The sequence below is a fragment of the Streptomyces sp. NPDC001135 genome, from assembly GCF_053598395.1.
Genome location: NZ_JBSFKD010000074.1, coordinates 1 through 7,132, shown reverse-complemented (window position 1 = coordinate 7,132; position 7,132 = coordinate 1). Strand labels below are relative to the sequence as shown.

Sequence of the window (7,132 nt, the reverse complement as noted above, 5' to 3'; positions counted from 1 at the left end):
GGGGGGGGGGGGGTGGGGGGGGGGGGGGGGGGGGGGGGGGGGGGGGGGGGGGGGGCGGGGGGGGGGGGGGGGGGGCAGGGGGCCGGTCGAACCGGTCGGGCCGGGGGCTACGGTCCCTGGAGTGGGAGGCGACGGGGTTCCGGACGGGGGACGGGGCAGGGTGCCGGTGGGGCCGGGGGGTGCGGTTTCGAGTGTGCCGGTGTCCCGCGGTGCGGACGTGGGGACGGGCGGTGTCGCGGACGTGCCGGGGAGGGGGCTGCCCGGTGCGGGGTGCGCCGGGTCCTTCGCCGCCTCCCCGTACTCCGGGGCCCCGCCCCCCAAGACGCCCCGCGCCGGGGCGAAGGGGACCGGAGCGAACGGGGCCGCGACCACCACCGTGCCCCCGCGGCGGCGGCCCTCCAGATGACCGTCCTCGGCGAGGCGGCGGTACGCCTCGGTGATCACCCCTCGGGAGACATGGAGCTCGGCGGCTAGTACCCGGGTGGGCGGCAGTCTGCTGCCCACCGCCAGCCGGCCGTCCGCTATCGCCTGCCGCAGCCGGCCCGCCAGCCACTCCGCCTTCCCGCCGGCCGGCACGTCACCGGCCGCCAGCTGCAGGAAGTCCGAGCCGTGGCCAGGGAGTTCGCCGGTGGCGGGCATGCCTGTCCCCTCGTTCATCCCCCCGATGCTGCCATGCCGCCGGCTCAGTCGCCGAAGACGAACTCCGGTGCGGCCCGGGTGAGCACGGCCGTCCCGGTGACCGCCCCCCAGTGCGCCGCCACCTCCTCCTGAACCGTCTTCAGCAGCTCGGGCACCATCTCCGCGCCGCCGTCGTGCACGGCCTCCGCCACCACCAGGACCCGGCGGGTGTGCTCCCCGACCGCCGAGTGGCCGCTCTGCCGGTGGGTCCAGCGCCGGGCGTGCGCCCGTCCCGCGGAGTCGACGAACGTCACCTCGCCGGGCGCGGGCCGCTCGACGCCCCCGCCGAACGCCGTGTACGTCTCGTCGCCGACGGCCGGCCGCACCTCCAGCAGCGGCCCGGTGATCCGGTCGACGTCGAGAACCGCCACCGGGACGGCGTACGCCACCGACAGCGCGTTGCACAGGTCGACCAGCGGGTGGATGCGCGGCAGCGTCCCCTCCTTGCGCAGCCGCCGCAGCAGCGACTCGGAGGCGCACCGGTACTGCGTCGGCTTCACTCCCAGCCGGGTGAACGTCCGGCGCCAGGCCAGTACTTCGGGAAACTCGCCCTCGGTGGCGCCGGCCAGCCGGGCCAGGGCGCGGGCGGTGTACGCGGCGGCGCGCGGGCCGGTGTCCGCGGCGGCGCCGACGCCGGTGGCGTACAGCGCGCCGGAGGCCAGTTCGGGGAACGCGGCCCAGAGGGTGTCCGCGTGCCGGAATCGCATGGTGGGGGTCTCCTCGGGGTCGCTCCACGGGGTCGGAAGCACCACCCTGCCGGGGTCGTGGTCCGGTCACCAGAGCCAAACCCGGTGTGGATCACCGGTCCATAACCGTGGGACGGTTCCCGGCCCGCACCACGCCCCGTTGCCTCCCGCGCCCTACCCCCTACCCCTTGACCCCACTTCCGGCGTGGCATCATCGGCCGAGGTCAGGAACACCGTCGTACGAGGAGCACGATGAACCCCGCTCTCACCGTCCCCCCGGCCGTCGGTGCCGCTCTGCTGGACGACTTCTCCCTGGAGATGACCGGCAAGGACGTGCCCCGGCTGGAGGAGGCGCAGGGCAGCATCCCGCGGGGCACCCGCATCAACATCACCTTCCTCGCCGGGGAGGACCTCGGCATGCGGCTGGCGGCCGCCCGCGCGGTCAAGCGGCTCGGTTTCGTCCCCGTACCGCACATCTCCGCGCGACGGCTGCCCTCCCGCGCCGCCCTGGAGGAGTTCCTGGCCGGGCTGTCCGCGGACGGCACCGCGGAGAACGTCTTCGTCGTCGGCGGCGACCCCGCCCGCCCCGAGGGCCCCTACGCGGACGCCCTCGCCATCCTGGGTACCGGGCTGCTCCAGCGCCACGGCGTCCGCCACGTCGGCATCAGCGGTTACCCGGAGGGCCACCCCTCGATAGCCGACCGCACGCTGTGGTCCGCGCTCACCGACAAGGCGGCGGCCATCGGCGCGCACCGGTTCGGAGGCGACGTCATCACCCAGTTCGGCTTCGACGCCGACCCGGTCCTCACCTGGCTGGAAGCCACCCGCGCCCGGGGCGTGCACCTGCCCGTCCGCATCGGTGTGCCCGGACCGGCGGGCGTCCGCCGGCTGCTCGGCTACGCCACCCGCTTCGGCGTCGCGACCAGCGCCTCCGTCGCCCGCAAGTACGGTTTCTCGCTGACCAACCTCATGGGTACGACCGGCCCGGACCGCTTTCTGCACGCCCTCGCCCGCGGCTACGACCCCCAGCGGCACGGTGCGGTGAAGGTGCACTTCTACACGTTCGGCGGGCTGCGGCACACCGCCGAGTGGATCGCCCGCTTCCGGCAGGAGAGCCGCTCCTAGCAGGACTGTGTGCGGCGACGGCCGGAGCCAGGACAGGAGCCCGGACCGGGCGAGCACGGCGCCCCGCGGGCCCTGCCGGCCGGCAGACCGCCCGCGCCCGGCGGCCGACCGGGATCGCTCCTCAGCCGACCACCAGCAGGGACGCTCCTGACCCGGGCCGGCATGTGGGTGCGCGGCCCGTTACCGGTGGCCGCCGACCACGACGTTCCGGCCCCCACGACGTTCCGGCCCCCATGACGGGCTGCCGACCACGGCAGCCCGTCCCGCGCCACCGCTTCCCGGCCGGCCCGAGCCCACCCGGAATCGGGAACCCGGCAGGCCGGCGGACGCTGGTGTCGGAAATCCGCCAGCGCCGGCTGCCCCGGGGGCCGATGCTGGAGGCATGCAGACACCGACCCACCTCGACCGGGAGCACTGCGTACGCGCCGTGCAGTCCAAGGACGCGCGGTTCGACGGGTGGTTCTTCACGGCCGTTCTGACGACCCGGATCTACTGCCGGCCCAGTTGCCCAGCCGTCCCGCCCAAGCCGGAGAACATGACGTTCTATCCGAGCGCGGCCGCCTGCCAGCAGGCCGGGTTCCGGGCCTGCAAGCGCTGCCGCCCGGACACCAGCCCGGGCTCCCCGGAGTGGAACCAGCGCGCCGACCTGGTGGCCCGCGCCATGCGGCTCATCGCCGACGGCGTCGTGGACCGCGAGGGCGTGCCCGGACTCGCCGCGCGGCTCGGCTACAGCACCCGGCAGGTGGAGCGGCAGCTGCTCGCCGAACTGGGCGCGGGACCCCTCGCGCTCGCCCGCGCCCAGCGCGCCCAGACCGCGCGGCTGCTCATCGAGACCACCCCCCTGCCCATGGCGGAGATCGCCTTCGCGGCCGGATTCTCCTCCATCCGCACCTTCAACGACACGGTCCGCGAGGTCTTCGCCCTGACCCCGAGCGAGCTGCGCGGCCGCACCCCCGAGTCGGGGACCGGCACGCCGGGCGGGATCAGCCTGCGGCTGCCGTTCCGCGCCCCGCTCAACCCCTCCAACCTCTTCGGCCACCTCGCCGCCACGGCCGTACCCGGCGTCGAGGAGTGGCGCGACGGCGCCTACCGGCGCACGCTGCGCCTGCCGTACGGCCACGGAATCGTCTCCCTCGCCCCCCGCCCCGACCACATCGCCTGCCGCCTCGCCCTGAGCGACCTGCGTGATCTAACCGTGGCGATCAGCCGCTGCCGCCGCCTGCTCGACCTCGACGCCGATCCGGTCGCCGTCGACGACCACCTGCGCACCGACCCGCTGCTCGCGCCGCTGGTCGACAAGTCGCCCGGCCGCCGTGTGCCGCGCACGGTCGACGAGGCCGAGTTCGCCGTGCGTGCCGTACTCGGGCAGCAGGTGTCCACGGCCGCCGCCCGCACCCACGCGGCCCGCCTGGTCACCGCGCACGGCAAGCCCCTGGACGACCCCGACGGCGGCCTCACCCACCTCTTCCCGTCCCCCGAGGCCCTGGCCGCCGTCGACCCCGGCACGCTGGCGATGCCCCGCACCCGGCGCACCACCCTCACCACCCTCGTCCGGGGACTCGCCGACAAAACCCTCCACCTGGGCGTCGAGAGCGACTGGTCCGAGGCTCGCGCGGGGCTCCTAGCCCTGCCCGGCTTCGGCCCCTGGACCGTGGACGTCATCGCCATGCGCGCCCTCGGCGACCCCGACGCCTTCCTCCCCACCGACCTCGGCATCCGGCGTGCGGCCGGGGAGCTGGGCCTGCCGTCCACCCCGGCCGCGCTCACCGCCCGCGCCGAGGCATGGCGGCCCTGGCGGGCGTACGCGGTGCAGTACCTGTGGGCGACCGACAGCCACCCCATCAACTTCCTCCCCGTGTAAGGAAGGTTCCGCCCGTGACACCCGTGACACCCGCGACCCCTGTGACACCCGTGACCTCCATGACCTGCCACACCGTGATCGACAGTCCCTACGGCCCGCTCACCCTGGTCGCCGACGCCGAAGGCGCCCTGTGCGGGCTGTACATGGCCGGCCAGCGGCACCGCCCGGCCGAGGAGGACTTCGGCCCGCGCGACGACACCCCGGCGGTCTTCGCCGAGGCGGAGGAACAGCTGAATGCCTACTTCGCGGGCGAGTTGACGGAGTTCACCGTCGAACTCGCGCTGCGGGGAACGCCGTTCCAGCGCAGCGTCTGGGCACAGCTCACCCGCATCCCCTACGGCGAGACCCGCACCTACGGTGAACTCGCCGACGCCCTCGGCAGCCCCGGTGCCTCCCGTGCCGTCGGCCTGGCCAACGGGCGCAACCCCGTCGGGATCATCGTCCCCTGCCACCGCGTCATCGGTTCCGGCGGCAGCCTCACCGGCTACGGCGGCGGCCTGGACCGCAAGCGCCGGCTGCTGGACCTCGAGCGCGGAACGGCCCTTTTCTGAGCCGGTGGCGGCCCTCCTCCGGCTCATGGCCGGGGCCGCGACGGTCACGTCAGCCGAGGACCCGGACCGGGGCGCCGTCGAGATAGGCCCGGATGTCCTCCACGGCCTGGCCGTAGTAACGCGCGTAGTTGGCGCGGGACACGTAGCCCAGATGCGGGGTGGCGAGCAGGCGTGGCGCGCTGCGCATCGGGTGGTCGGCGGGCAGCGGTTCCACGTCGAAGACGTCGACGCCGGCGCCGGCGATACGGCCCTCGTGCAGCGCGGCGAGCAGCGCGTCCTGGTCGACGATCGCGGCCCGCGAGGTGTTGACCAGGTAGGCGGTCGGCTTGAGCAGGGCGAGTTCGGCGGCGCCGAGCAGCCCGCGGGTCCGGTCGCTCAGCGAGACGTGCACGGACACGAAGTCGCTGCTCGCGAGCAGGTCCTCCTTGGAGGGGGCCAGGCGTACGCCGACCTCGTCGGCGCGCTCCTTGGTGAGGTTCTGGCTCCAGGCGACGACGTCCATCCCGAAGGCGAGCCCGACCTGCGCCACCCGGCTGCCGATCCGGCCCAGACCGAGCAGCCCGAGCGTACGGCCGTGCAGGTCGGCACCGACGGTGGACTGCCAGGGGCCGCCCGCGCGCAGGGCGTTGTTCTCCTGGACGATGCCGCGGGCGAGACCCAGCAGCAGGGCCCAGGTGAGCTCGACCGGCGGTGTGCCCGAGCTCTCGGTCCCGCACACGGTGACGCCGCCGGCCCTGGCCGCCGCGTAGTCGATCACCGAGTTGCGCATGCCGGAGGCGATCAGGAGCCTCAGCCGGGGCAGCCGGTTCAGCAGACCGGCGGGGAACGGCACCCGCTCGCGCAGGGTGACCACGCAGTCGAAGTCGGCGAGGGCGGCGACGAGTTCGTCCTCGCCCGCGAAGTGCCCGGTGAAGGAGACGACCTCCACGCGGTCGCCCAGCGCCGACCAGTCGGCGGACGTGACCGCCACGTTCTGGAAGTCGTCGAGTACGGCGCAGCGGAATCGCATGTCATTCCTCCCCAGGGACGTGCGTGCCGTGGCACACGACGTGCGGCGTCGGCGGTCGCCCGGTCCCGGACCGCCGGCAGGAAGATCTTGCCCCAGCCGATCACCGCACCGAGGAACCGGCCATCATGCGGACCGAGACCGTCACATTCCGGCCAGTGGCGGCAAGCTCACGTCGGCGACGTCTTGCGAGGCGGGCCGGGTCGGTGGCGAACGGCCGCCTACCTGCCGTTCCCGGTCCGGATGCGGTCGAGCAGTTCGGGCAGGGCGGTGCCGATGGGCTCGCGAACGACCTCGTTCGCACGGTCGTCGTACGGGGTGGGTTCCGCGTTGACGATGATCAGCCGGGCGCCGTGGTCGGCGGCGAGCCCCGCGAGGCCGGCGGCGGGCTGCACCTGGAGGCTGGTGCCGACGGCGATGAACACCTGGCAGGCTTGGGTGATGGCGACGGCTTCGCCGAGCACCACGGGGTCGAGGCGTTCGCCGAACATGACGGTGGCGGACTTGAGGATGCCGCCGCATTCCAGGCACGGGGGGTCGTCCTCACCGGCCTCGACGCGGGCGAGGGCGTCCTCCATCGGCCCGCGCGCGTGGCACCGCGTGCAGACGACGCTGCGTGCGCTGCCGTGCAGTTCGAGCACCTTGCGGTCGGGCATGCCGGCGAGCTGGTGCAGCCCGTCCACGTTCTGTGTGATCACCCGCACCGGGATGCCGGACTGCTCCAGTTCGGCGACGGCCCGGTGCGCGGCGTTCGGCTCGGCCTGGAGCGTGCGGTTCTCGCGCCGCATCTGCCAGGATCGCCGGCGGATCTCCGGATCGCTCATGTAGTACGCGTAGGTGACGAGCTTCTCGGCCTCGGGATCGCGCCGCCACAGCCCGTTCGGACCGCGATAGTCAGGGATCCCGGAATCCGTGGAGATGCCTGCGCCGCTGAGTACGGCTACGAGAGGGCTGTTCATGGGCTGAGAGTAAGGCGCCCGTCTGGTCGGAGCGAGCGGGTATCGGGGGGCACTCGCGTTCACCAGCGCAACCAGGGCTCCATCCGGAACGTCTCCGCCGGTAGGGTTCGCAAGCGCACACTGGGCAGCCGGGCTTCGGGGCTGTGCGGGACACATGGGGGACGACGAGCGTGGGTTACACGATTCCGGGTTGGCTGGACCAGGTCCTGGACTACATCGGTGTTCACTTTCCGAATGTCGATGAGGACGACTACCGGCACATGGCG

7 protein-coding genes are annotated in these 7,132 nt (G+C 73.9%); 3 read left to right on the top strand and 4 right to left on the bottom strand.

Annotation, left to right across the window (positions count from 1 at the left end; translation table 11 throughout):
* Positions 1 to 639, bottom strand: a 639-nt coding sequence (locus ACWC94_RS42070; protein WP_450803038.1) for a GntR family transcriptional regulator, incomplete at its 3' end; no start/stop codon positions are given.
* A gap of 44 nt (positions 640 to 683) precedes the next feature.
* Positions 684 to 1,385 (bottom strand): B3/B4 domain-containing protein, encoded by a 702-nt coding sequence (locus tag ACWC94_RS42065; protein ID WP_450803034.1) that lies wholly within the window; start codon positions 1,383 to 1,385, stop codon positions 684 to 686.
* A 231-nt stretch (positions 1,386 to 1,616) separates the two neighbouring features.
* On the opposite strand from ACWC94_RS42065, the gene ACWC94_RS42060 reads away from it, so the two are divergent.
* The 3 genes from ACWC94_RS42060 (at position 1,617) to ACWC94_RS42050 (ending at position 4,901) form a co-directional block, all read left to right on the top strand.
* Entirely contained in the window at positions 1,617 to 2,489 is an 873-nt protein-coding gene (locus ACWC94_RS42060) for a methylenetetrahydrofolate reductase (protein WP_450803032.1), read from the top strand.
* A 382-nt stretch (positions 2,490 to 2,871) separates the two neighbouring features.
* A complete protein-coding gene (locus tag ACWC94_RS42055; protein ID WP_450803030.1) occupies positions 2,872 to 4,350 on the top strand; it encodes an AlkA N-terminal domain-containing protein in 1,479 nt (492 codons plus the stop codon).
* A gap of 59 nt (positions 4,351 to 4,409) precedes the next feature.
* On the top strand, positions 4,410 to 4,901 hold the full coding sequence (locus ACWC94_RS42050; protein ID WP_450803036.1) for a methylated-DNA--[protein]-cysteine S-methyltransferase: 492 nt from the start codon (positions 4,410 to 4,412) through the stop codon (positions 4,899 to 4,901).
* A 49-nt stretch (positions 4,902 to 4,950) separates the two neighbouring features.
* On the opposite strand, the gene ACWC94_RS42045 is transcribed toward ACWC94_RS42050, so the two are convergent.
* Positions 4,951 to 5,910: a D-2-hydroxyacid dehydrogenase family protein gene (locus ACWC94_RS42045; RefSeq protein ID WP_450803029.1), complete on the bottom strand. Its 960-nt coding sequence runs from the start codon at positions 5,908 to 5,910 to the stop codon at positions 4,951 to 4,953.
* A gap of 218 nt (positions 5,911 to 6,128) precedes the next feature.
* A complete protein-coding gene (locus ACWC94_RS42040; protein WP_450803027.1) occupies positions 6,129 to 6,866 on the bottom strand; it encodes an SIR2 family NAD-dependent protein deacylase in 738 nt (245 codons plus the stop codon).
* Positions 6,867 to 7,132: the final 266 nt, after the last annotated feature.